The sequence below is a fragment of the Enterobacter cloacae complex sp. S2 genome (genome assembly GCF_015159675.1).
Classification (GTDB): domain Bacteria; phylum Pseudomonadota; class Gammaproteobacteria; order Enterobacterales; family Enterobacteriaceae; genus Enterobacter; species Enterobacter intestinihominis.
In genome coordinates, this window is the sequence record NZ_JADDTS010000041.1 from 79,009 (window position 1) to 101,925 (window position 22,917).

Below are 22,917 nucleotides of genomic sequence, written 5' to 3' on the forward strand. Positions count from 1 at the left end.
TATACAGTATAAACTGGTTTTATATACAGTAAAGCGCTGGATGTAAAATCAGAACAATTTTTTTGACCAGCCGAGTTTTGAGCTTAATGTATTGAAATAACTGTAATCTTTTGGATGGATAAGGTTCAGGTGATAATCGCAGCGGCGAATGAGGACATCTTCTCCTTCCTGAATGGGAAGCGCAATCTGGCTGTCGCAGCTGATCTCCAGGTCGCTGCGGCGATGTGAAAAACGCAGGCGGATGGTGCTGTCGCCGTTTATCACCAGCGGACGCGCCGAGAGCGTATGCGGGAACATCGGCACCAGGGTGATCGCATCCAGCGAGGGCGTCAGGATTGGGCCTCCGGCTGAAAGCGAGTAGGCAGTTGACCCCGTCGGGGTTGAAATAATCAGCCCGTCAGAGCGCTGCGAGAAAGCGAAGATTTCGTCGATATAGACTTCGAACTCGATCATGTGCGCCACTTTACCAGGGTGGAGAACCACCTCGTTAATAGCGGTGCTGATGCGCTTCTGGCAGTCCTGCTGGCAGACCTGGGCTTCAAGTAAAAACCGTTTTTCACTGATATAGTGACCTTCCAGCACGTCCGCCAGCTGCTGTTGCGCATTGTCCGGGTCGAGGTCGGTCAGGAAACCAAGATTGCCACGGTTAATACCAATAACCTTAATATCATAGCGAGCCAGCGTTCGCGCCGCGCCCAGCATATTGCCGTCGCCGCCGACCACCACGGCGAGATCCGCCTGCTGGCCAATTTCCGCCAGCGTGCCGGTTCTGACGCTTTTAAGCTGCAACTCCTGGGCGATCTGCTGCTCGACCATCACTTCATAGCCTTTACCACACAGCCAGCGATACAACATTTCATGTGTCGTCAATGCGGTAGGGTGACGCGGATGGCCGACGATCCCAATACACCTGAAATGATTATTCATTTTCTGGAGGTCCTTGTGCCTGATGAATGATGACAATCTGCCTTGTTCCCTTGAATCCAGGAAACTGATCCCCATAATAAGCGAAGTTAGCGAGATGAATGCAGAAAAACGCGGAGAAATTCATGAGTAGTAAAGAACAGAAAACGCCTGAGGGGCAAGCCCCTGAAGAAATTATCACGGAACAGCACGATGAAGTTGAGGCAGTAGAGCCAGACACGTCTGCTGAGCAGGTGGACCCGCGCGATGAAAAAATTGCCAATCTGGAAGCTCAGTTGGTAGAAGCGCAGAATCGCGAACGCGATGGCGTACTGCGTATCAAAGCGGAAATGGAAAACCTGCGCCGTCGTACCGAGCTGGACGTTGAAAAGGCGCACAAATTTGCGCTGGAGAAATTCGTCAACGAACTGCTTCCGGTGATCGACAGCCTGGATCGCGCGCTGGAAGTGGCGGATAAAGCTAATCCGGATAATGCGGCGATGATTGAAGGCATCGAGCTGACGCTGAAATCCATGCTGGATGTGGTGCGTAAGTTCGGTGTTGAAGTGATTGCCGATACGGATGTACCACTGGATCCAAACGTTCACCAGGCCATTGCGATGGTGGAATCCGAAGACGTTGCCGCGGGTAACGTGCTGGGCGTGATGCAGAAAGGGTATACCCTGAACGGTCGTACTATTCGCGCTGCGATGGTGACCGTGGCGAAAGCGAAAGCGTAATTTGCCGACCCGTAGTGCCGGGTGGCGGCTTCGCCTTACCCGGCCTACAACATTACTCGGCGATACTTTCGCGTAAAGGTTTAACGGGCAGGACCTTCACCTGCTTAATCATGTTGTCCTGAACGTCCAGAATATCAATATCATACTGCTCAATGCGCACGCGCGTGCCTGCCGCCGGGATCTCTTCCAGCGCTTCCAGGATCATTCCGTTCATCGTCCGCGCTTCGTCTTCCGGCAAATGCCAGTTAAACGCTTTATTGATTTCACGAATGTTGGCGCTGCCGTCGATAAGCACTGACCCGTCGTTTTGCGGGGTGACTTCTTCTGCAAGGGAAGGCGACATTGACGTGGTAAAGTCCCCGACAATCTCTTCCAGAATATCTTCGACCGTCACCAGCCCCTGTATGTCGCCGTATTCATCCACCACCAGACCGACTTTCTTCTTGTTTCGCTGGAACTTCACCAGCTGCGTGCTCAGTGGGGTGCCTTCCGGCACGTAGTAAATTTCGTCGGCGGCGCGCAGCATCACCTCTTTGGTGAACTCGTTTTTCTCAGTCATCAGACGATAGGCCTCGCGCACGCGCAGCATGCTGATGGCATCGTCGAGAGAATCGCGATAGAGGACGATACGCCCGTGCGGGGAGTGCGTCAGCTGGCGGACAATGGCCTTCCAGTCGTCGTTAATATCAATCCCGACGATTTCATTGCGCGGCACCATGATGTCGTCAACGCTGACCTTTTCCAGATCCAGCACCGACAGGAGCATGTCCTGATTGCGACGGGAGATCTGCGAGCGGGATTCGTTCACGATGGTACGCAGTTCGTCTTTGCTGAGCGCGCTACTGATGGTGACGTCTGCCTTTATACCAACCATGCGCATCAGCACCCGTGTCACCATATTCAGCAGCCAGACCAGCGGCATCATCAGAATAAGCAGCGGTGCTAACAGGAAGCTGCTCGGGTAGGCGACTTTTTCCGGGTAAAGCGCCGCGATGGTTTTGGGCAGCACTTCCGCAAACACCAGCACCACAAACGTGAGCACACCTGTGGCAATCGCCACGCCTGCGTTGCCGTACAGACGCATCCCGACGATGGTGCCCAGTGCAGAGGCGAGAATATTGACCAGGTTGTTACCGATAAGCACCAGGCTAATCAGACGGTCCGGCTTACGCAGAAGCTTTTCGACACGACGCGCGGCACGGTTACCCTGCTTGGCGCGATGACGTAACCGGTAGCGGTTCAGCGTCATCATGCCGGTTTCAGAGCCAGAGAAATAAGCGGAGATGACCACCATGATGACCAGAATGACGATCAGCGTGGTGGTAGAGATGTGTTCCAGGGGGAACTCCTTTTGTTACTTAGCCAGCAAATTGCTGTATGAAGCGGCTACCAAAATAGGCAAGCGTGAGAATGCCCGCACCCGCAACGTTGAACCAGACCACGCGACGACCGCGCCAGCCTTCATGATAATGGCCCCATAACAGGACAATATAGACAAACCACGCGATGATGGAGAGGACCGCTTTATCGATATTCTCCACGCTGAACAGGTTCTTCATATAAAACAAGCCCGTGCACAGCGTCAGCGTCAGCAAAACCACGCCGACCTGGGTGATGTGGAACATCTTACGCTCAATCACCATCAGCGGCGGCATTTCATGGTTAAACGCCAGCTTTTTATTTTTCAGCTGGTAGTCGATCCAGGCGAGCTGCATGGCGTAAAGGGCGGCGATGATCAGCGTCGCGTAGGAGAATAGAGACAGGCCGATATGCACCAGCATCCCCGGCGTGGCTTCCAGATGGGTAATAAACTCATTGGGCATGAACGTGGCTAACGCCAGGTTGATCAGCGCAAAGGCGTAGACTATCGGCAGCAGCAGCCAGCCACGATTTTTAGACGCGACAATGGTCATGACCGTACAGATCATCAGGCTGACCAGCGAGCCGACGTTCAGCACGCTTAGATTTTGCACGCTGCCGTCGCCGGGAATGATGCGTGATTCCAGCGCAAACGCATGGCTAATCAGTGCGATCACTGCCGAAAGAATAGCCATGCGCCGCCAGCCGCTGTTTTTTTGCAGCAGGCCAGGAATGATCAGCGCGAGGCTGACAGAGTAGGCAACAAGGGCGATCAGTGCGAAAACAGGCATATAGGCGTCGACAGTTGTCTTAATAAGAAAGAGAAGCAGTATAACGTTACGTGACGCCTGCTCCAACCGTTGCATAACAACAAAGGCGCCTTCATGTTATACTCCGGCAAAATTCTGTGTATGTGTCGCCCAGGCGACCTAACGTTTCTACCCCAGGCGAGAGACAATGTTTGATAATTTAACCGATCGTTTGTCGCGCACGCTGCGCAACATCAGCGGCCGTGGACGCCTCACCGAAGAGAACATCAAGGAAACGCTGCGCGAAGTGCGCATGGCGCTGCTGGAAGCAGACGTTGCGTTGCCGGTCGTGCGTGATTTTATCAACCGCGTGAAAGAGAAAGCGGTTGGTCATGAAGTTAACAAGAGCCTGACTCCGGGTCAGGAGTTCGTCAAAATCGTCCGTAACGAGCTGGTTTCGGCGATGGGCGAAGAGAATCAGGTGCTTAACCTGGCGGCTCAGCCACCGGCCGTCGTGCTGATGGCGGGTCTGCAAGGTGCGGGTAAAACCACCAGCGTCGGTAAGCTGGGGAAATTCCTGCGCGAAAAGCACAAGAAAAAAGTGCTGGTGGTTTCGGCGGACGTGTATCGCCCGGCGGCGATCAAACAGCTGGAAACGCTGGCCGAGCAGGTTGGCGTAGACTTCTTCCCGTCCGACGTGGCGCAGAAGCCTGTTGACATCGTTAATGCGGCGCTGAAAGAGGCGAAGCTGAAATTCTACGACGTGCTGCTGGTGGATACCGCCGGTCGACTGCACGTTGACGAAGCGATGATGGACGAAATCAAGCAGGTTCATGCTTCTATCAATCCGGTAGAGACCCTGTTTGTTGTCGACGCCATGACCGGTCAGGATGCGGCGAACACCGCGAAAGCGTTTAACGAAGCCCTGCCGTTAACCGGCGTGGTGCTGACCAAAGTCGACGGTGACGCTCGCGGCGGTGCGGCGCTGTCTATTCGTCATATTACTGGTAAGCCAATTAAGTTCCTCGGCGTGGGCGAGAAAACCGAAGCGCTGGAGCCGTTCCACCCGGATCGTATTGCCTCCCGTATCCTCGGCATGGGCGACGTGCTGTCGCTGATCGAAGATATCGAAAGCAAGGTTGACCGCGCGCAGGCTGAAAAACTCGCCAGCAAGCTGAAAAAAGGTGACGGTTTCGATCTGACCGACTTCCTTGAGCAACTGCGTCAGATGAAAAACATGGGCGGTATGGCAAGCCTGATGGGTAAACTGCCGGGTATGGGGCAGATCCCGGACAACGTCAAATCCCAGATGGATGACAAAGTGCTGGTGCGTATGGAGGCAATCATCAACTCGATGACGCTGAAAGAGCGCGCGAAGCCAGAAATCATCAAAGGTTCCCGCAAGCGCCGTATCGCAGCCGGTTGCGGCATGCAGGTCCAGGACGTTAACCGCCTTCTGAAACAGTTCGACGACATGCAGCGCATGATGAAGAAAATGAAGAAAGGCGGCATGGCGAAGATGATGCGCGGCATGAAAGGCATGATGCCGCCCGGTTTTCCTGGGCGATAATCGCTTTTGAGATTGCTTTTTGCCCGAAAATGAGTAAAATTTTCGGGCTTTTAATATGACACCCGGGCTCCGTTCCTCGATGGGGCCCGGTTGTTTTATTCACACAAGAGGATGTTATGGTAACTATTCGTTTAGCACGTCACGGCGCTAAAAAGCGTCCGTTCTACCAGGTTGTTGTGACTGACAGCCGTAATGCACGCAACGGTCGCTTCATTGAGCGCGTTGGTTTCTTCAACCCACTGGCCTCTGGCGCAGAAGAAGAAACTCGTCTGGATCTGGATCGTATCGCTCACTGGGTTGGCCAGGGCGCTACTGTTTCCGATCGCGTTGCTACGCTGATCAAAGCAGCAAACAAAGCAGCTTAATCTGTCACGGTGGTCATGATGAGCAATAAAGCACCTGTTGAACCGATCGTATTGGGAAAAATGGGTTCTTGCTACGGTATCCGTGGTTGGCTCAGAGTGTTTTCCTCCACTGAAGACGCTGATAGCATTTTTGATTACCAGCCCTGGTTTATCCAGAAAGCCGGTAAGTGGGAAGAGGTCGAGCTGGAAAGCTGGCGTCACCACAATCAGGACATCATCATCAAGCTGAAAGGCATTGACGATCGAGATGCCGCGAATGCGCTGACTAATTGTGAAATTGTCGTGGATTCGTCGCAGTTGCCGCAACTGGAAGAGGGTGACTACTACTGGAAAGACCTTATGGGTTGCCAGGTAGTGACCACTGAAGGCTACAGCCTGGGGAAAGTCATCGACATGATGGAAACCGGGTCAAATGACGTTCTCGTCATTAAGGCAAACCTGAAAGATGCATTTGGCATCAAGGAGCGGTTGGTCCCGTTCCTCGATGGACAGGTTATCAAGAAAGTCGATCTCACTACTCAAACCATTGAAGTAGATTGGGATCCTGGTTTTTAAATTCTCCGGATAAACGGTAAAAGACGGCGCTATGTGGATTGGCATAATTAGCCTGTTTCCTGAAATGTTCCGCGCGATTACCGATTACGGGGTAACTGGCCGGGCAGTAAAGAATGGCCTGCTGAGCATCCAGAGCTGGAGTCCTCGTGACTTCACGCATGACCGGCACCGTACCGTGGACGATCGTCCTTACGGCGGCGGACCGGGGATGTTGATGATGGTGCAACCCTTACGGGACGCCATTCACACAGCAAAAGCCGCGGCAGGTGAAGGCGCGAAGGTGATTTATCTGTCACCTCAGGGACGCAAGCTTGATCAAGCGGGCGTGAGCGAACTGGCGACGAATCAAAAGCTGATTCTGGTCTGTGGTCGCTACGAAGGGATAGATGAGCGCGTAATTCAAACCGAGATTGACGAAGAATGGTCTATCGGCGATTACGTTCTCAGCGGTGGTGAGCTACCAGCAATGACGTTGATTGACTCCGTCGCCCGGTTTATTCCGGGGGTTCTGGGCCATGAAGCTTCGGCAACGGAAGATTCCTTTGCCGATGGATTGCTGGACTGTCCACACTATACTCGTCCTGAAGTGTTAGAAGGGATGGAAGTCCCGGCAGTGTTACTGTCTGGAAACCATGCCGAGATACGTCGCTGGCGTTTGAAGCAGTCGCTGGGCCGGACCTGGCTTAGAAGACCTGAACTTCTGGAAAACCTGGCTCTGACTGAAGAGCAAGCAAAGTTGCTGGCCGAGTTCAAAACCGAACACGCGCATCAGCAGCATGAACATGATGGGAAAGCGTAATACGCTCCCGAATATCAGTTTACCCAGGATAAGAGATTAAATTATGAGCAACATTATTAAGCAACTTGAACAAGAGCAGATGAAGCAGGACGTACCTTCCTTCCGTCCAGGTGACACCGTGGAAGTGAAAGTATGGGTTGTTGAAGGTTCCAAAAAACGTCTGCAGGCATTCGAGGGCGTGGTTATCGCTATTCGTAACCGCGGTCTGCACTCTGCATTCACTGTTCGTAAAATTTCCAACGGCGAAGGCGTTGAGCGTGTCTTCCAGACTCACTCTCCGGTAGTTGACAGCATTGCTGTTAAACGTCGTGGTGCTGTACGTAAAGCTAAACTGTACTACCTGCGTGAGCGTACTGGTAAGTCTGCTCGTATTAAAGAGCGTCTGAACTAAGATTCGCTTAAGCGACATCCTGTCAGAAAGGGCTGGCCGAAAGGCTGGCCCTTTTTTTATCCCATCGCACCTCTCGCGTTAACCCTTCCGTCATAAATCATTTACAATGTTCGCCTCTTGGGGGGAGGGTAAGTGGATAACGTACTGCATCAGCATAGCTGGAAACGCGCAGCGGCATTGACCGCGCTGTTTGCGATCCTGCTGATCGTCGTGGCGCCGCTGATCTCCGTCTCGCTGCAAAAAGATCCCATGAGCGCCATGCCGGGCATGCACCATGACATGAGCATGATGTCGATGGACGAGCATCATGGGGATATGCCGCATTCCATGCCACCAGTTGACCATGCGGAAGCCTGCGGCTACTGCGTGCTGTTAGCGCATGTGCCGGGCGTGATGCTGGCGCTTATCGTTCTGCTCAGCGTGGTGTTGCAGCGGTTGCGCATGAAGCCGCCTCGTCAGGCGGTCAGCCACTGGCACTTTTTCCCCTGGCTTTACCCCGATACCCGCGCGCCGCCGCGTCGGTCTGCTTTCTCCCTTTAAAACAAAATCACTCACTTTTTGCCTTAAAAAGGAAAAGTATGACTACCTGCACTCCGCGCGCGGCATGGGGAAACCTGCTGCGTCGCCTCCATTTCTATATCGGGCTGTTTGTTGGTCCGTTTATTTTCTTCGCAGCGCTGACCGGTACGCTGTATGTCGCCACGCCGCAGCTTGAAAATGCGCTGTACCATCATGCACTCCACACGGATGCCGTGGGTGAGGCGCAGCCTCTTGCTGCACAAATTGCCGCGGCCGAAAAGGCCGTAGAATCAGATCTGCGTCTGCATGCCGTTCGTCCGGGGCTGGAAGAGGGCGAAACGACCCGCGTGATGTTTGCCGACCCGGCGCTGGGTCCCTCCGAGCATCGGGCTATTTTTATTGATCCCGCCAGCCTTGAGGTTCGAGGGGATATGACCGTATACGGCACCAGCGGGATTTTACCGCTGCGTCAGACTATCGATTATCTGCATACCTCGCTGATGCTGGGCAACCTCGGGCGCCTCTATAGCGAGTTAGCCGCCTCGTGGATGTGGGTTGCTGCCCTGGGCGGGATCGCGCTGTGGTTCTATACCCGACCGAAGCGCCGTATTAACAATCGTTTCCAGAATCGTCGTCGCCTGCATGTGATCTTAGGCTGGACGTTACTGGCGGGAATGCTGCTGTTCTCAGTCACCGGGTTAACCTGGTCACAATGGGCCGGTGGCAACGTCGATAAGCTGCGTGCAGAGATGAACTGGCTGACGCCGCAGGTAAACACCACCCTTTCCGGTGCGCCGGAAATGATGGATGAACACGCCGAACATCGTGGTCATCACGGCGGAATGTCGATGCCTGAAATGCCTGTTGAACTGTCGCTTTTTGACAGCGTATTGCAGGCCGCCCGCCAGTCAGGAATTGATGCGAACAACGTTGAGATCCGTCCGGCAAGCAGGGTCGACCAGGCCTGGACGGTGACGGAAATCGATCGCCGCTGGCCGACGCAGGTTGATGCCGTTGCCGTGGACCCTCAATCTCTGAATGTGCTGGACAGGACTCGCTTTGGGGATTTCCCGCTGATGGCTAAACTCACCCGCTGGGGCGTGGATTTCCATATGGGGATCCTGTTTGGTCTGGCAAATCAGCTGCTGCTCATCGCGTTTGGCGTTGCGCTGTGCGTGCTGATTATCTGGGGATACCGGATGTGGTGGATGCGTCGTCCTGCGATGTCAGCCGCGAACCCGGTACAGACGCTCTGTCAAAGCTGGCTGGCATTGCCGCTGTGGGGAAGGGGAGTGACGTTCATGATAAGCCTCCTGCTGGGGCTGGCGTTGCCGGTAATGGGCGTCAGTCTGGCGGTATTTATCGTGATTGACTGGCTGCGCTGGCGAGCGGCTTCAGGCGTGTCGCTCGCCGGCACATCCGCTAAATAGCCTTAAGGCGTACTGATAACTACCGCAACACGGCGGTTTTCAGCGCGCCCTTGCGCAGTACGGTTGCTGCTGACAGGATATTTTTTGCCTAAACCCCGCGTAGTGAGGTTGCTGCGCGGGATGTTCGCGCCCTTCGCCCAGGCATCCGCTACAACATTGGCACGTTTTAACGAAAGCGCTTCGTTGTAGCTCTCTTCGCCATAGTTATCAGTATGGCCGTCCATCCGGGCATGATTCAGACCGGTTGCCGCCAGACGTGAGGCCATAGTCTGGATCTGCGTTTCACTTTCCGGACGCAGTCTGGCGTCATTTTTATCAAACAGGATCTTATCCGACAGGCCCAGGGACCAGTCGCCATTCAGTTCGTTAAAGCCGTAGGACTTCATGGCCGCGATTTGCTCTGGTGTGAATTTACCCTCCGGCGTCTGGCACCCGGACATAAACAGAGATGCCAGTAACAACGGCGCGAAGTATCGCTTCAACATATCGTCTTCCTTTCAGGGTATTGTTTTCGAACGCTGGTTTTTGACCAGGTACATATTGCGATCGGCTTGCTCAAGCAATGCCTCGACGGAGGCATTTTCCCACGCCAGAGCAAAGCCAATGCTGAGTGACATTGATGCTGTGTGTCCGTTATGCAGATCAAACGGACGGATAAATTGCTGCGACAGCGCAGCGCAAATATATTCGACCTCACGCGCGGTGTGGACGCCATAAAGGATCATGGCAAACTCGTCGCCGCCAAGACGGTAAGACTGATGACGTTTTTCGCCAAATTCGACCATCCTTTTTGCGGCTTCGATCAGTACGCAGTCGCCCGCGGCATGGCCCCAGGTGTCGTTAATAAACTTGAAGTTATCACCGTCCAGGAAGAGCAGGGCAGAATTGGTCTTTGCCGAAGCGTCATTCATTAAGGCCGCAATGTTGTTGCGAAACGCGGCGCGGTTTGCAAGCCCCGTGAGCGGATCGTGCATGGCGGTACGCAACAGTTGAGCGTTTTTCGCCTGTAGCTTGAGCTGCCACTCTTCCATTTCATCCAGCAGGCTGTTGAAGTCTTCACCAAACTGGTGGAACTCTTCAATGCGGCCTTCCGTTACCCGGCGAGAGAAGTTGCGGTTGGTACGGACGTCATGCACAACGTCAGTGATGTTTTGCATTTCAACAACCATGCCATGATGTAGCGAGCGGGTGATGGTCAATGCGACGGCAGAGGCAAAAAGAATGCAGCCGGTGAGGACCGCAAATGAGAGCCAGATAAAGTGGCTAATCAGGCTGTCTCGTGCGGTCAGACGAATTTCGCCAATCACATTACCGTTATGTATGATGGGCTGTGCGACAGGAACAGGGAACAACCACCGGTTGACCAGCGCGCCCAGCGTGTCGGTATTATCCGCCGGGTTCCACGACCACCAGGCAAACCGTTTATGATGTGCATTAAGCACTTCCGCCACGGCAAATTGCCCCTGCTTGCCGAGGGTCGCCAGCGTTTCATTTGCCGCCACGGCATCGTTGAACACCAGAGAGGCCTCAAGGCTGTGGCTCATGGTGGCGCCGGTGAGTTCGAGTTTTTTTTGCGCGTATTGCTTTAATGTCACCACGGAAGCGAAACACAGCAGCAACCATATAAACGTCATCGTTATAATGACGCTTATCATGCTGATTCGCCGCAACGTTCTTTTAAACGTCGGACGCGGTGTTGGTGTGACTTCCTTATTCATGCTTCTTATTCCGTGCGAGCATTAATACATCCGGATTGACTCTTACGCCACTGCGCGTCAGCGCATCCAGATTTACGGAAAACCTGACCTTATTGTGCTCTATTATCAGACAAAATGCGCTGCCAATAACGCATTCAGGATTTTGCTCTGACATTAATAGCAACGCCTGGCCCTGATATTGATTTATTATTTCCTGTTGTTTTGCCGGTGATTCGCTCCCGAAATAGAGGGCATCGCACCTTGCTGTGAGTGCTTCCCGATCGCTATGCACAATGACAGGACTATAGGGCAACGGGTTATTTACATCTTCACTGCTGAGCGCCTGTCTGTAACGGGAAGAGGCATAAATACAGAGCTTAGGCTGGCCGAAAAGTGCTGGCCATCGGGTGTAGCTCACAATACCAGAAACAATCGAACGTACCGATTTATCCGTTTCCGTGAGCGAGCCTGCCCTTGCAGGGCTCACCAAAATGAACAGCATTAGCGCCAGGGGGAGGTGAAGCAAAGCGATCAAGAATGTATTTCTCATCAGAATCCGCCAAACCGCCCCGGAAATAGATGCCCTTATGAATTTCCGGCAGAATACCATTCTTTCTCAAAGCCGTCATTATGTCAGAAATATCCCTGTCTTGACCTAAGCTAAATCTTACAGAGCACGATATTCAAAGTAATTTAGGCAGGCTCAATTAAGTCTGCTGGAATTCATACTTTTATTCATTTTTTGTTGCCAGGATTTATGTAGCCACGCAACTTTCCCTCAATTCACCCGAGGATAATTAAGCTAACGGCCAGCGCCGGGATAGCGTGCCTGGTGTGAGCGTAGACTGGCGTTAAAAGCGTATGTGTAATTTTATGTTTACGATTTTAACCTGTGATTTGGCATTTAAATGGCTGCTGTAAAATAATCTGTACGTATTTTGGATTGAAATCTTTACTTGATGTGTTATCGTTGTGTCACCTCTTCGAGGAAAACCACTATCGCAAACGAGTTTTACAGGATCGCAATCATGCAAAAAGACGCGCTGAACAACGTACATATCACTGACGAACAGGTGTTAATCACCCCGGATCAACTGAAGGCGGAATTCCCGCTGAGCGTCGCGCAGGAAGCTCAGATTGAGCACTCTCGCCAGACCATTTCTGACATTATCGCAGGCCGCGATCCGCGCCTGCTGGTGGTATGTGGTCCTTGCTCCATTCACGATCCTGAAACCGCCATTGAGTACGCTCGTCGATTTAAAGCATTAGCGGAGGAGGTCAGCGATAGCCTCTATCTGGTGATGCGCGTCTATTTTGAAAAGCCACGTACAACGGTTGGCTGGAAAGGGTTGATTAACGATCCGCACATGGATGGCTCGTTTGATGTGGAAGCGGGCCTGAAGATTGCGCGTCGCCTGCTGGTGGAGCTGGTCAGCATGGGGCTGCCGCTGGCAACCGAAGCGCTGGATCCGAACAGCCCGCAGTACCTCGGCGATCTGTTTAGCTGGTCTGCGATTGGGGCGCGCACCACCGAGTCACAAACCCACCGCGAGATGGCGTCTGGCCTGTCTATGCCGGTTGGTTTTAAAAACGGTACCGACGGCAGCTTGGCCACGGCGATTAACGCCATGCGCGCCGCCGCTATGCCCCATCGTTTTGTCGGGATCAACCAGGCGGGCCAGGTATGCCTGCTGCAAACGCAGGGCAATCCGGACGGGCATGTGATCCTGCGCGGTGGTAAAGCGCCAAACTACAGCCCGGCGGATGTCGCGCAGTGTGAAAAAGAGATGGAACAGGCGGGACTGCGTCCGGCGCTGATGGTAGATTGCAGTCATGGTAATTCGAATAAAGATTACCGTCGCCAGCCTGCGGTTGCAGAATCTGTGATTGCACAGATTAAAGATGGTAACCGTTCAATTATCGGCCTGATGATTGAAAGTAATATTCATGAAGGCAATCAGTCATCGGAACAGCCGCGTAGCGCGATGAAGCCCGGCGTCTCGGTCACGGATGCTTGCATCAGCTGGGAAACCACTGATGCGCTACTGCGTGAGATCCACAAAGATTTGAACGGCCAGCTGGCGACGCGTCTGGCATAAGAGGATAGTTATGGTTGCTGAATTGACCGCATTACGCGATCAAATTGATGAAGTGGATAAGGCGTTGCTGGACCTGCTGGCGCGCCGCATGGCACTGGTTGCTGAGGTCGGCGAAGTTAAAAGCAAATACGGCCTGCCAATTTACGTTCCGGAGCGTGAGGCCTCTATGCTCGCCTCCCGCCGTAAAGAGGCACAGGCGCTGGGCGTTTCACCGGACTTAATTGAAGATGTCCTGCGTCGTGTGATGCGGGAATCCTATTCCAGCGAAAACGACAAGGGCTTCAAAACTCTCTGTCCGTCGCTGCGTCCGGTGGTGATTGTCGGTGGCGGCGGCCAGATGGGGCGTCTGTTTGAAAAAATGCTGACGCTTTCTGGCTATCAGGTGCGCATCCTGGAAAAAGAGGACTGGCCGCATGCGCCGGAGCTCATTAAGGATGCCGGAATGGTTATCGTCAGCGTACCGATTCATGTGACGGAGCAGATTATCGCGAAACTTCCTCCGCTGCCGGAAGATTGCATTCTGGTGGATCTGGCGTCCGTTAAAAATGGCCCTCTACAGGCAATGCTGGCGGCGCACACCGGGCCCGTGCTTGGGTTACACCCGATGTTTGGCCCGGACAGCGGCAGCCTGGCGAAGCAGGTAGTGGTTTACTGCGACGGTCGTCAGCCGGAAGCGTATCAGTGGTTCCTGGAACAGATTCAGGTCTGGGGGGCACGTTTGCACCGTATCAGTGCGGTTGAGCACGATCAGAACATGGCGTTTATTCAGGCGCTGCGCCACTTTGCAACCTTCGCCTATGGTCTGCACCTGGCGGAAGAGAACGTTCAGCTTGAACAATTGCTGGCGCTTTCCTCGCCAATTTATCGTCTGGAGCTGGCGATGGTCGGGCGACTGTTTGCCCAGGATCCACAGCTTTACGCCGACATCATCATGTCGTCTGAAAATAACCTGGCGCTGATCAAGCGCTACTATCAGCGTTTTGGCGAAGCGATCACCTTGCTGGAACACGGCGATAAACAAGCGTTTATCGACAGTTTCCGTAAAGTGGAGCACTGGTTCGGTGATTACGCCACGCGATTCCAGAGTGAAAGCCGCACGCTGTTGCGCCAGGCAAATGACAGTCGCCAGTAATCTGATGATGTATATACTGAAAGCCAGCAATGCTGGCTTTTTTCATTTTGGGGAACTGTCATGGCTGAACCACAGCTGCTGTTGAACTATACCGGGCATCTGCCCGAATGCCCGACGTGGAGTGCTGAAGAGAAGGCGCTCTACTGGGCGGATATTCTGGAAGGGGAGATTCATCGGTACCATCTGCCCACCGCGGAACACTCGGTGCTCTCATTCCATGAAGAAGTTGGGTGTTTTGCCCTGCGTGAACGCGGCGGATTTATCGTCGCGATGCGAAACGCCATCTGGCTGACCGATAAACACGGCCTGCTCCAGCGTAAGGTTTGCGATAACCCGTCCAACCCGCAGCTTGCACGCTTTAACGATGGAGGCACCGACCATCAGGGACGGTTTTATGCGGGCACGTTCTGGGGGCCGGGAGATTATAACGGCGCCATGTTGATGCGTATCGACAACGACCTGACACCGAAAGTGATCCAGTGCGATATTCAGGGGCATAACGGTTTAGCGTTTAGTCCTGACAAACGGTGGATGTTTACTTCTGATACGCCGAACGGTGTGATCTACCGTACGCCGCTTGATAAGCAGGGGGAACCCGGTAAGCGCGAAGAGTTTCGCCGTTTTAGTGAGGGAGAGGGTATACCCGACGGAGCGGCAATGGATGAGGAAGGCTGCTACTGGAGCGCACTGTTTGACGGCTGGCGTATCGCACGGTTTTCACCGCAAGGCGTACAGCTGGAAGAATACCGGCTGCCGGTACGCTGCCCGACAATGGTCTGCTTTGGCGGCGACGATATGAAAACGCTGTTTATCACCACCACGCGGGAAAATATGGAGGCGGAGGAGCTGGCGAAATACCCGCTTTCCGGTGCCATCTTCACCCTGCCTGTAAATGTGGCAGGGATGAAGAAAAGCCGCTTTATCGAACATTAAGCCGGATCGACCGGGACCACGTTTTCGCTCGGATAGCAGCCCAGTACTTTCATGGAGCGTGTGATCTCGCCCAGTTCGCGCAGGGCTTTCTGCATGGATGCAGACTCCAGGTTGGCCTGAACGTCGAGATAGAACATCTCTTCCCACGGGTTGCCATGTATTGGGCGGGATTCCAGCTTCGTCATGATCAGGTTGTGATTACGCAGCACCAGCAGCGCTTCAACCAGCGCACCCGCCTGCTGGCCGGTCGCCATCAGCAGGGTGGTTTTCGCCGGGACCTGGTCCGACACGTTGATGGCCTTGCGGGCAAGAACCACGAAACGGGTGATATTTTGCGTCTGGTTGGCCAGATTGCGTTCCAGCACCTGTAAGCCATACAGCGCGCCGCCCGCTTCGCTACCGAGTGCCGCGACGGCAGGAGAGTTTGCCTGCGCCACTTTTTCCATCGCCGCCGAGGTGCTTTCGGTGTACTCAATTTTCCAGTGCGGATAACGGTTCAGGAACTGGCTGCACTGCTGGAACGGCTGCGGGTGGCTGTACACCGTTTCGATCTGACTCAGATCGGTTGAGCCAGAGACCAGCACGCAGTGATCGATAGGAATAGTCAGCTCACCGACCAGCGACAGGCTGGTGTGCTGGAGCAGATCGTAAACATCGTTGATGGCGCCGGAACTGGTGTTCTCAATAGGCACCACGGCGTAATCTGCCTGGCCGGTTTCGACCTGGTTGAAGATGTCTGCAAATTTTGCACAACCGCTCTCAATGAACTCTTCGAAATGACGGGCTGCGTACTGGCGAGCCGCCAGGTGAGAATAAGAACCTTTCGGGCCGAGGAAAGCGATCCGAGCAGAGTGCGGGTTGGTTTTGTTCAGATGCTGCTGGAGCAGGGCCTGTTGCGTCAGAACGGAATCTTCAATGATGAGCTGGAACAGGCGGGTGATGTAGTGGGCATCAAGATGATGCGCTTTGCCGAGCTGTATCAACCGTTCCAGTAAATCACGCTCGCGATCGATATCGCGCACCGGCCGATGAGAATCCAGCTTGGCTTTGCCCACTTCAATGGCGAGCGCGCGGCGTTCTGCCAGCAGGGCCAGTAACTTTTCGTCGAGTGCACTGATTTTTACGCGTAAATCCAGGAGCGGGTTTTCCGGTGTCATAGTGTTGTCTGTCTCATTTTATCGTTATCAATAAAAAAGGCCTCCCGGTGTGGGAGGCCTTGTTGTTCGTCTTCGCATTCTTTATCACACGACGAAACGCCTCCCAGTCAGGGGAAGGTAAAAAAGAATGCGAAGAAAAACGGCGTCTGTTTCATTAGGTCATCCTGAAATTGATAGGGTTAAAGTACCTGTACTGTTTTGATCCTGTCAATAAAAAACGCGCCCGAAGGCGCGTTGTCGGTACACTCAATTTAAAGGATTACTCTTCTTCAACTTCTTCCGCGAAGCTGGCGTCTTTCACCGATGTTGTGGCGCGACGGGCTTCACCTTTGTGTTGCACTTTATTGAGCTGCCGTTCCAGCTTGTTGATCAAATCGTTAATTGCAGTGTACATATCCTCGTGTTTAGCGCTGGCGACCAGATGGCCGTTTGGAGTATTGATAGTTGCATCAGCGACGAAACCCTGCGGCTCCTTGGACAGGATGATATGTGGATTAATCAAATGTGTTTGCCATTTATCCAGTTTGGCGAGACGGTCTGCGACGTGCTGGCGGATTGCCGGAGTAATTTCCATTTGTTTACTGGTAATGTTCATTGTCATAAATTTTACCTCTTGTCTTTCCGTCTTGGTGATTCCAGCATACCCGACCTAATGTCAAAATGTGTGATTTAGATCACGTTATTTTGTCGGTTTTTGTCAGGGAATCTTTTTTGTGAGGCAGGGCAGGAAGAGGTGAGATTTACCTTGTCGAAGCCAGCAATTGCGGTCATAGTTGACTGGATGTGTTGAAGCTAAACCGCTTCAGCGTAAGTCTGAAAGAACAAAAAAACGGCAGCCTGCGGGCTGCCGTTATGCGTTGTAGCGGTATCAGGTATTGCTGCTGTTCGCGGCAATGATTTTCGCCACTTTGTCAGCCTGAGCCGTCATCTGCATCTGGCGATACGCATTCTCCATCAGCTTCAGGCCATCACGCGTGGCCTGGGTATCCGGATAATCACGCAGCATGCCTTCTACACGGTTAACCACGGCAACCCATGCGCCACGGCGAGTGTAGTATTCCGCGACGGAGTACTCGTATTTCGCCAGACGATCTTTCAGGAACACCAGACGCTTAGTGGCATCGGTAATGTACTGGCTGTTCGGGTAGCTACGCACCAGTTTGGAGAAGTCATTGAAAGCATCACGCGCATGTTGCGGGTCACGGTCAGAACGATCCACCCCGAAGAAGCCCTGCAATGCACTGTCATCCAGCGCCATGTTAGTCAGGCCGCGCATGTACATCACGTAATCGATGTTAGGATGGGTAGGGTTCAGACGCATGAAACGATCGATCGTTGCCTGAGCCAGCGGCAGATCGGCATTTTTATAGTAGGCGTAGATCAGATCTAACTGTACCTGCTGTGAATACGGACCAAACGGATAGCGATTATCCAACGCTTCCAGTTGCGTTATCGCCTGTTTCCAGTTACCGTCCTGCAACTTTTGTTGTGCAGTCGCATAGATTTCATTCGGCGGATTGTCAGGGACCTGTTCATTCGAACCGGAGCAGCCCACCAAAGCCAGGCTCAACGTGGCCGCTGCCACCAGATATTTCATGCGCGTCATGACGTTTTGACTTTCCTCAAATGTTTGTCCGGGAGAAACTCAGTTCCTGCTCCCGATTAAGACCAGCTACAATAGCACACTATATTAAACGGCAAAGCCGTAAAACCCAACGTTAAACGAAGAAGCAGTTTATGGCACAACGAGTAGAACTCACCGCAACAGTCTCCGAAAATCAGCTCGGTCAACGCTTAGATCAGGCTTTGGCCGAATTGTTCCCTGATTATTCGCGTTCACGTATAAAAGAATGGATCCTTGACCAGCGCGTGCTGGTAAACGGCAAGATCTGGGACAAACCAAAAGAGAAAGTGTTTGGTGGGGAAGCTGTCGCCATCAATGCTGAAATCGAAGAGGAAGTCCGCTTCGAGCCGCAGGATATCCCGCTGGATATCGTCTACGAAGATGACGATATTCTGGTCATCAACAAACCGCGTGACTTTGTCGTCCATCCGGGCGCGGGTAATCCTGACGGTACGGTACTTAACGCACTCCTTCATTATTACCCGCCGATAGCTGACGTACCGCGTGCCGGTATCGTTCACCGTCTGGATAAAGACACCACGGGTCTGATGGTGGTGGCGAAGACGATCCCCGCCCAGACTCGACTGGTGGAATCTTTGCAGCTGCGCGAAATCACCCGTGAGTATGAAGCGGTGGCCATTGGTCATATGACCTCTGGCGGCACGGTGGAAGAGCCGATTAGTCGTCATCCAACCAAGCGTACGCATATGTCCGTGCACCCGATGGGTAAACCGGCGGTGACCCACTACCGCATCATGGAACATTTCCGTATTCATACACGCCTGCGTCTGCGTCTGGAAACCGGGCGTACTCACCAGATCCGCGTGCACATGGCGCATATTACCCATCCACTGGTGGGTGACCCTGTTTACGGCGGTCGTCCGCGTCCACCAAAGGGCGCATCGGATGAATTCATCTCCGTACTGCGTAAATTCGATCGCCAGGCGCTGCATGCGACGATGCTCCGTCTTTACCACCCAATCACCGGAATTCAGATGGAATGGCATGCGCCTATCCCACAGGATATGGTGGAACTTATCGACGCGATGCGCGCAGATTTCGAAGAACATAAGGATCACGTGGACTGGTTATGACCAAACTGATTGTCCCGGAGTGGCCGCTGCCTGAAGGCGTGGCCGCCTGTAGCTCGACCCGTATCGGTGGCGTGAGCCAGGGTGCGTGGGCGTCTTTGAACCTCGGTGCGCACTGTGGCGATAACCTGGAGCACGTCGAAGAGAACCGTAAACGCCTCTTTGCTGCGGGAAACCTTCCTTCAAAACCGGTCTGGCTTGAGCAGGTGCACGGTAAAGCGGTGCTGAAGCTTACGGGTGAGCCCTATGCGTCTAAACGCGCCGATGCTTCGTACAGCAATACGCCGGGAACGGTTTGCGCGGTGATGACCGCTGATTGCCTGCCGGTGTTGTTTTGTAACCGTGCCGGTACGGAGATTGCAGCAGCGCATGCGGGCTGGCGTGGCCTGTGTGAAGGCGTACTTGAAGAGACCGTTGCCTGCTTCCAGGACGATTCTGCAAATCTCATCGCCTGGCTTGGCCCGGCGATTGGCCCGCAGGCATTTGAAGTGGGGCCTGAGGTTCGGCAAGCTTTTATGGAAAAAGATCCTCAGGCGGTTAATGCGTTTGTGGCATCCGGCGATAAATATCTGGCCGATATTTATCAGCTTGCCCGCCAGCGCCTTAATAATGTCGGCGTGACCCAGATCTTCGGCGGCGATCGCTGTACATTCACCGAAAAGGGTGATTTTTTCTCCTGGCGCCGTGACAAGACGACAGGCCGTATGGCAAGTTTCATTTGGCTGATATAACCTAAAGAATCAAGACGATCCGGTACGCGCCGTTTTCTTTTCACATAATTCAGGTTATTAACCTTGAATAATTGAGGGATGACCTCATTTAATCTCCAGTAGCAAATTTGACCTGTTATGGGAGGAGTTATGCGTCTGGATCGTCTTACTAATAAATTCCAGCTTGCTCTCGCCGATGCCCAGTCCCTCGCACTGGGGCACGACAACCAATTTATCGAACCTCTTCATTTAATGAGCGCCTTGCTGAATCAGGAAGGGGGATCGATACGTCCTTTGTTAACGTCCGCTGGCATTAATGCCGGCCAGTTACGCACCGCCATCGATCAGGCGCTGAGTCGTTTACCGCAGGTAGAAGGTACCGGTGGCGACGTACAGCCGTCACAGGATCTGGTGCGTGTACTGAACCTTTGCGACAAGCTGGCGCAAAAACGTGGGGACAACTTTATTTCGTCAGAGCTGTTTGTTCTGTCGGCGCTTGAATCACGCGGTACCTTAACCGACCTGCTGAAATCCGCCGGTGCAACCACCGCTAATGTGACCCAGGCGATTGAGAAAATGCGCGGAGGTGAAAGCGTGAACGACCAGGGAGCCGAAGACCAACGTCAGGCTTTGAAAAAATTTACGGTCGATCTGACCGAACGTGCCGAGCAGGGCAAACTTGACCCGGTAATCGGTCGCGACGAAGAAATTCGCCGGACTATTCAGGTACTGCAACGCCGTACCAAAAACAACCCGGTGCTGATTGGTGAGCCTGGCGTCGGTAAAACCGCCATCGTTGAAGGGCTGGCGCAGCGTATCGTTAATGGCGAAGTGCCCGAAGGGCTGAAAGGCCGTCGCGTACTGGCGCTGGATATGGGCGCGCTGGTGGCCGGGGCGAAATACCGCGGTGAATTTGAAGAGCGTCTGAAAGGCGTGCTGAACGATCTGGCGAAACAGGAAGGCAACGTCATCCTGTTTATTGACGAACTGCACACTATGGTGGGGGCAGGTAAAGCTGACGGCGCAATGGATGCAGGGAACATGCTGAAACCTGCGCTGGCACGTGGTGAACTTCACTGCGTCGGTGCCACTACGCTGGACGAGTATCGTCAGTACATTGAAAAAGATGCCGCGCTGGAGCGACGCTTCCAGAAGGTGTTTGTCGCAGAACCAAGCGTTGAAGATACCATCGCGATTTTGCGTGGTCTGAAAGAGCGTTATGAGCTGCACCATCATGTGCAGATCACTGACCCGGCCATCGTTGCGGCGGCGACGCTTTCGCATCGTTACATTGCCGACCGTCAGTTGCCGGATAAAGCCATCGACCTTATCGATGAAGCGGCGTCCAGCATCCGTATGCAGATTGACTCGAAACCGGAAGAGCTGGACCGACTCGATCGCCGCATTATTCAGCTCAAGCTGGAACAGCAGGCATTGAACAAAGAGTCTGATGAAGCGAGTAAGAAACGCCTCGATATGCTCAACGAAGAGCTGGATGAGAAAGAGCGTCAGTATTCTGAGCTGGAAGAAGAGTGGAAAGCAGAGAAAGCCTCCCTCTCTGGCACCCAGACAATCAAGGCGGAGCTGGAGCAGGCGAAAATTGCCATTGAGCAGGCGCGTCGCGTAGGGGACCTGGCGCGGATGTCCGAGCTACAGTACGGCAAGATCCCTGAGCTGGAAAAACAGCTTGAGATCGCCACGCAGTCGGAAGGCAAAACCATGCGTCTGTTGCGTAATAAAGTGACGGACGCCGAGATTGCCGAAGTGCTGGCGCGCTGGACGGGGATTCCTGTAGCTCGCATGATGGAAAGTGAACGCGAAAAACTGCTGCGTATGGAGCAGGATCTGCATCAGCGCGTCATTGGCCAGAACGAAGCGGTCGAAGCGGTATCTAACGCCATTCGTCGTAGCCGTGCGGGGCTGTCCGATCCGAATCGTCCCATCGGCTCGTTCCTGTTCCTGGGGCCAACCGGTGTCGGTAAAACCGAGCTGTGTAAAGCGCTGGCTAACTTTATGTTCGACAGCGATGACGCGATGGTGCGTATCGATATGTCCGAGTTTATGGAGAAACACTCTGTCTCGCGTCTGGTCGGTGCGCCTCCGGGATATGTCGGTTATGAAGAGGGCGGTTACCTGACGGAAGCGGTTCGTCGTCGTCCTTATTCCGTCATCCTGCTGGATGAAGTGGAAAAGGCTCATCCTGACGTGTTTAACATTCTGTTGCAGGTGCTGGATGATGGACGCCTGACGGACGGGCAGGGAAGAACGGTCGATTTCCGTAACACGGTGGTGATCATGACCTCGAACCTGGGTTCCGATTTGATTCAGGAACGCTTCGGTGAGCTGGATTACAGCCATATGAAAGATCTGGTGCTGGGTGTGGTCAGCCAAAACTTCCGTCCGGAGTTCATCAACCGTATTGATGAAGTAGTCGTGTTCCATCCGCTGGGTGAGAAACACATTGCGTCGATTGCGCAGATCCAGTTGCAGCGTCTGTACAAGCGTCTGGAAGAGCGTGGGTATGAAATCCACATCTCGGATGATGCGCTGAAACTGCTGAGCGAGAATGGTTACGATCCTGTTTATGGCGCGCGTCCGTTAAAACGTGCAATCCAGCAGCAGATCGAAAACCCGCTGGCGCAGCAAATCCTTTCCGGGGAGCTGGTTCCGGGCAAAGTTATCCGTCTGGAAGCCAACGAAGACCGAATTGTGGCAGTGCAGTAAGTCACAAAACGCAAAAACGGGCCGCTTGCGGCTCGTTTTTGTTTAAAAACCAGGCAAGAATTAAGGTCTGAGATGTGTTTTGCCTGGAAAGTGAGCAGTCAGTAAATAATTTTCACTTTGCACTTGCAGCCTCAGAATAACTCCCTATAATGCGCCTCCACTGACACGGAACAACGGCACGCAAGCCGCCGGGTCAGCAGAGAAAAGCAAAATAAACGCTTGACTCTGAAGCGGGAAAGCGTAATATGCACACCCCGAGCCGCAGCGAAAACGTAGCGGCACTGCTCTTTAACAATTTATCAGACAATCTGTGTGGGCACTCAAAGTGACATGGATTCTTAACGTCGCAAGACGAAAAATGAATACCAAG

General features: G+C 53.5%; 24 protein-coding genes and 1 other annotated feature. Of the genes, 14 read left to right on the forward strand and 10 right to left on the reverse strand.

Going from position 1 to position 22,917, the window contains the following annotated elements; genetic code table 11:
- Positions 1–48: 48 nt before the first annotated feature.
- Positions 49–927: an NAD(+) kinase gene (gene nadK / locus IPZ49_RS18875; RefSeq protein ID WP_022649070.1), complete on the reverse strand. Its 879-nt coding sequence runs from the start codon at positions 925–927 to the stop codon at positions 49–51.
- Between the two features lie 122 nt (positions 928–1,049).
- On the opposite strand from nadK, the gene grpE reads away from it, so the two are divergent.
- Positions 1,050–1,643, forward strand: coding sequence for a nucleotide exchange factor GrpE (gene grpE, locus IPZ49_RS18880; RefSeq protein WP_003863126.1), 594 nt, complete (start codon positions 1,050–1,052; stop codon positions 1,641–1,643).
- A gap of 52 nt (positions 1,644–1,695) precedes the next feature.
- Here the strand turns inward: grpE and IPZ49_RS18885 are convergent, their stop codons facing one another.
- Together IPZ49_RS18885 and IPZ49_RS18890 are read right to left on the reverse strand one after the other, a co-directional pair.
- Positions 1,696–2,982 carry an HlyC/CorC family transporter gene (locus tag IPZ49_RS18885; protein WP_026094274.1) on the reverse strand — a complete coding sequence of 429 codons (1,287 nt, stop codon included), beginning with the start codon at positions 2,980–2,982 and terminating at the stop codon, positions 1,696–1,698.
- 19 nt (positions 2,983–3,001) lie between these two features.
- Positions 3,002–3,793, reverse strand: a complete 792-nt coding sequence (locus IPZ49_RS18890; RefSeq protein WP_014832951.1) for an inner membrane protein YpjD — start codon at positions 3,791–3,793, stop codon at positions 3,002–3,004.
- A gap of 166 nt (positions 3,794–3,959) precedes the next feature.
- Between IPZ49_RS18890 and ffh the strand changes: the two genes are divergently transcribed.
- The 7 genes from ffh to IPZ49_RS18925 all read left to right on the forward strand — a co-directional run bounded on the left by ffh (position 3,960) and on the right by IPZ49_RS18925 (position 9,380).
- Complete coding sequence (gene ffh, locus IPZ49_RS18895) at positions 3,960–5,321, forward strand: signal recognition particle protein (RefSeq protein ID WP_003863132.1); 1,362 nt, start codon at positions 3,960–3,962, stop codon at positions 5,319–5,321.
- Positions 5,322–5,437: 116 nt separating this feature from the next.
- A complete protein-coding gene (gene rpsP / locus IPZ49_RS18900) occupies positions 5,438–5,686 on the forward strand; it encodes a 30S ribosomal protein S16 (RefSeq protein WP_022649067.1) in 249 nt (82 codons plus the stop codon).
- Between the two features lie 15 nt (positions 5,687–5,701).
- Entirely contained in the window at positions 5,702–6,241 is a 540-nt protein-coding gene (gene rimM, locus IPZ49_RS18905) for a ribosome maturation factor RimM (RefSeq protein ID WP_003863136.1), read from the forward strand.
- Positions 6,242–6,272: 31 nt separating this feature from the next.
- Entirely contained in the window at positions 6,273–7,040 is a 768-nt protein-coding gene (gene trmD / locus IPZ49_RS18910; RefSeq protein WP_003863138.1) for a tRNA (guanosine(37)-N1)-methyltransferase TrmD, read from the forward strand.
- 43 nt (positions 7,041–7,083) lie between these two features.
- Positions 7,084–7,431, forward strand: a complete 348-nt coding sequence (rplS, locus tag IPZ49_RS18915) for a 50S ribosomal protein L19 (protein ID WP_002914145.1) — start codon at positions 7,084–7,086, stop codon at positions 7,429–7,431.
- A 132-nt stretch (positions 7,432–7,563) separates the two neighbouring features.
- Complete coding sequence (locus tag IPZ49_RS18920) at positions 7,564–7,971, forward strand: DUF2946 domain-containing protein (RefSeq protein WP_063146940.1); 408 nt, start codon at positions 7,564–7,566, stop codon at positions 7,969–7,971.
- A gap of 38 nt (positions 7,972–8,009) precedes the next feature.
- Positions 8,010–9,380: a PepSY domain-containing protein gene (locus IPZ49_RS18925; protein WP_063146941.1), complete on the forward strand. Its 1,371-nt coding sequence runs from the start codon at positions 8,010–8,012 to the stop codon at positions 9,378–9,380.
- Positions 9,381–9,382: 2 nt separating this feature from the next.
- Here IPZ49_RS18925 and IPZ49_RS18930 read toward each other — a convergent pair whose 3' ends face one another.
- Genes IPZ49_RS18930 through IPZ49_RS18940 form a run of 3 tightly spaced genes read right to left on the reverse strand, consistent with a single transcriptional unit; the run spans position 9,383 to position 11,627 of the window.
- Positions 9,383–9,865 (reverse strand): OmpA family protein, encoded by a 483-nt coding sequence (locus IPZ49_RS18930; protein WP_063146942.1) that lies wholly within the window; start codon positions 9,863–9,865, stop codon positions 9,383–9,385.
- Positions 9,866–9,877: 12 nt separating this feature from the next.
- Entirely contained in the window at positions 9,878–11,098 is a 1,221-nt protein-coding gene (gene dgcN / locus IPZ49_RS18935; protein ID WP_063929143.1) for a diguanylate cyclase DgcN, read from the reverse strand.
- Positions 11,091–11,627, reverse strand: coding sequence for a YfiR family protein (locus IPZ49_RS18940; RefSeq protein ID WP_063146946.1), 537 nt, complete (start codon positions 11,625–11,627; stop codon positions 11,091–11,093). The genes dgcN and IPZ49_RS18940 overlap by 8 nt, the downstream gene beginning before the upstream one ends.
- Positions 11,628–12,105: 478 nt before the next feature.
- Here IPZ49_RS18940 and aroF point away from each other — a divergent pair, with 478 nt between their 5' ends.
- Genes aroF through IPZ49_RS18955 form a run of 3 tightly spaced genes read left to right on the forward strand, consistent with a single transcriptional unit; the run spans position 12,106 to position 15,241 of the window.
- On the forward strand, positions 12,106–13,176 hold the full coding sequence (aroF, locus tag IPZ49_RS18945) for a 3-deoxy-7-phosphoheptulonate synthase AroF (protein ID WP_006811632.1): 1,071 nt from the start codon (positions 12,106–12,108) through the stop codon (positions 13,174–13,176).
- Between the two features lie 10 nt (positions 13,177–13,186).
- On the forward strand, positions 13,187–14,308 hold the full coding sequence (gene tyrA, locus IPZ49_RS18950) for a bifunctional chorismate mutase/prephenate dehydrogenase (protein WP_023298402.1): 1,122 nt from the start codon (positions 13,187–13,189) through the stop codon (positions 14,306–14,308).
- Positions 14,309–14,368: 60 nt separating this feature from the next.
- On the forward strand, positions 14,369–15,241 hold the full coding sequence (locus IPZ49_RS18955; protein WP_063146944.1) for an SMP-30/gluconolactonase/LRE family protein: 873 nt from the start codon (positions 14,369–14,371) through the stop codon (positions 15,239–15,241).
- Here the strand turns inward: IPZ49_RS18955 and pheA are convergent.
- The 4 genes from pheA to bamD form a co-directional block, all read right to left on the reverse strand.
- Entirely contained in the window at positions 15,238–16,398 is a 1,161-nt protein-coding gene (gene pheA / locus IPZ49_RS18960) for a bifunctional chorismate mutase/prephenate dehydratase (RefSeq protein ID WP_023306733.1), read from the reverse strand. The two genes, IPZ49_RS18955 and pheA, sit on opposite strands and share 4 nt — an antisense overlap.
- Before the next feature lie 30 nt (positions 16,399–16,428).
- Positions 16,429–16,554 (reverse strand) — a sequence feature (Phe leader region).
- Positions 16,506–16,553, reverse strand: coding sequence for a pheA operon leader peptide PheL (gene pheL, locus IPZ49_RS18965; protein WP_100229775.1), 48 nt, complete (start codon positions 16,551–16,553; stop codon positions 16,506–16,508). It overlaps the preceding feature by 48 nt.
- 103 nt (positions 16,555–16,657) lie before the next feature.
- Positions 16,658–16,999 carry a ribosome-associated translation inhibitor RaiA gene (raiA, locus tag IPZ49_RS18970; RefSeq protein ID WP_006811628.1) on the reverse strand — a complete coding sequence of 114 codons (342 nt, stop codon included), beginning with the start codon at positions 16,997–16,999 and terminating at the stop codon, positions 16,658–16,660.
- 267 nt (positions 17,000–17,266) lie between these two features.
- Positions 17,267–18,004, reverse strand: a complete 738-nt coding sequence (gene bamD, locus IPZ49_RS18975) for an outer membrane protein assembly factor BamD (protein WP_003863164.1) — start codon at positions 18,002–18,004, stop codon at positions 17,267–17,269.
- 131 nt (positions 18,005–18,135) lie between these two features.
- Here bamD and rluD point away from each other — a divergent pair, with 131 nt between their 5' ends.
- From rluD to clpB, 3 genes are all read left to right on the forward strand, one after another.
- Entirely contained in the window at positions 18,136–19,116 is a 981-nt protein-coding gene (gene rluD, locus IPZ49_RS18980; protein WP_022649057.1) for a 23S rRNA pseudouridine(1911/1915/1917) synthase RluD, read from the forward strand.
- Positions 19,113–19,844 (forward strand): purine nucleoside phosphorylase YfiH, encoded by a 732-nt coding sequence (yfiH, locus tag IPZ49_RS18985; RefSeq protein ID WP_023298396.1) that lies wholly within the window; start codon positions 19,113–19,115, stop codon positions 19,842–19,844. Before rluD ends, yfiH begins: the two co-directional genes overlap by 4 nt.
- 129 nt (positions 19,845–19,973) lie before the next feature.
- A complete protein-coding gene (gene clpB, locus IPZ49_RS18990; protein ID WP_063146945.1) occupies positions 19,974–22,547 on the forward strand; it encodes an ATP-dependent chaperone ClpB in 2,574 nt (857 codons plus the stop codon).
- Positions 22,548–22,917 lie beyond the last annotated feature (370 nt).